This is a genomic window from Pseudomonas sp. P5_A2_2, assembly GCF_054177685.1.
Genome location: NZ_JBGCUL010001183.1, coordinates 1 through 1251, shown reverse-complemented (window position 1 = coordinate 1251; position 1251 = coordinate 1). Strand labels below are relative to the sequence as shown.

Here is a 1251-nt window from a genome sequence, read left to right as displayed (position 1 = left end):
CAATGTTGACTGTAAGGCCCTCATCGCGAGCAGGCTCACTCCTACAGTTTTTAATGCGTGTACCCCGTCATTTCCGCTAGTCCCATTGGACGATGTTGCCCCTCCCCGAACCCGTTTGAATAGGCCCTACATAAAGTCTCCCCCGGCAATCGCCGAAGGGCGGCACCGCCTGAGAAAAACGAGGAGTGCATCCATGGATATCCGCGGTCTGGGTTACGTCACCCTGTTATCCAGCGACCTGGCGCAATGGCGCCATTACGCAAGCCAGGTGCTGGGCATGATGGTCATCGGCAACGTTGACGACGGCCACCTGTACCTGAAGATGGACGAGCGCCACCACCGCATCCTGGTGCAGAAGAACGCCGAGAACGGCTTCGGTGCCTGTGGCTGGGAGGTGGCCGGCAAGGCGGCGCTGGAACAGGCGGTCAGCGAGCTGCAGCAAGCCGACGTGCAAGTGACCCGTGGCACCGCGGCCGAAGCGGAGCTGCGCAAGGTCCAGGAGCTGGTGCACTTCAGCGACCCGGATGGCAATCGCCACGAACTGTTCTGGGGGCCGTTGCAGGACTTCGCCCGTTTTGTCTCGCCGGTGGGCGTCAAAGGTTTCGTTACCAATGACCTCGGCATGGGCCACGTCGTCCTGCCAGCACCCGCCTTCGAACGCTGCCGCGACTTCTACGAAGAGGTGATGGGTTTTGGCCTGTCGGACCTGATGAAAGTCCGCTTCACCCCGGACCCGGCCGAGCCGCAGAAGCGCATCCACTTCCTGCACTGCAACAACGGCCGCCACCACTCGTTGGCGATTTTCGAGTGCCCGATGCCCCACGGTTGCGTGCACATGATGGTCGAGGTCAACGCGCTGGACGAAGTCGGTCGCGCCCTAGACCGCGTGCACGCCAACGGCGTGAAGCTGTCAGCCACCCTCGGCCAGCACACCAACGACCAGATGATTTCTTTCTATATCAAGACCCCGTCCGGGTTTGACCTGGAGTACGGCTGTGATGGCCTGGTGGTCGACTGGGATCGCCACACGCCGTTCGAAAGCACCGTGGTCAGCCACTGGGGCCACGACTTCAGTGTCGGTCGCCAATGAGGAACAAGACGATGGACAAGCAAAAGACCACCGCCGAGATCGTCGGCCAACTGCGTGACGGCATGACCATCGGTATCGGTGGCTGGGGGCCGAGGCGCAAGCCGATGGCGCTGGTGCGCGAGATTCTGCGCTCGGACCTCAAGGAGCTGACTGTAGTTGCA

Annotated in this window: 2 protein-coding genes; both read left to right on the top strand. The window is 61.8% G+C overall.

The genetic code is table 11. The features are described 5' to 3' along the window. Positions 1-193 precede the first annotated feature (193 nt). Positions 194-1090, top strand: coding sequence for a VOC family protein (locus ACXRVY_RS29920; protein ID WP_223462345.1), 897 nt, complete (start codon positions 194-196; stop codon positions 1088-1090). A gap of 11 nt (positions 1091-1101) precedes the next feature. Continuing rightward, positions 1102-1251: CoA-transferase (locus tag ACXRVY_RS29915; RefSeq protein WP_458239061.1), on the top strand; the 150-nt coding region annotated here is incomplete at its 3' end.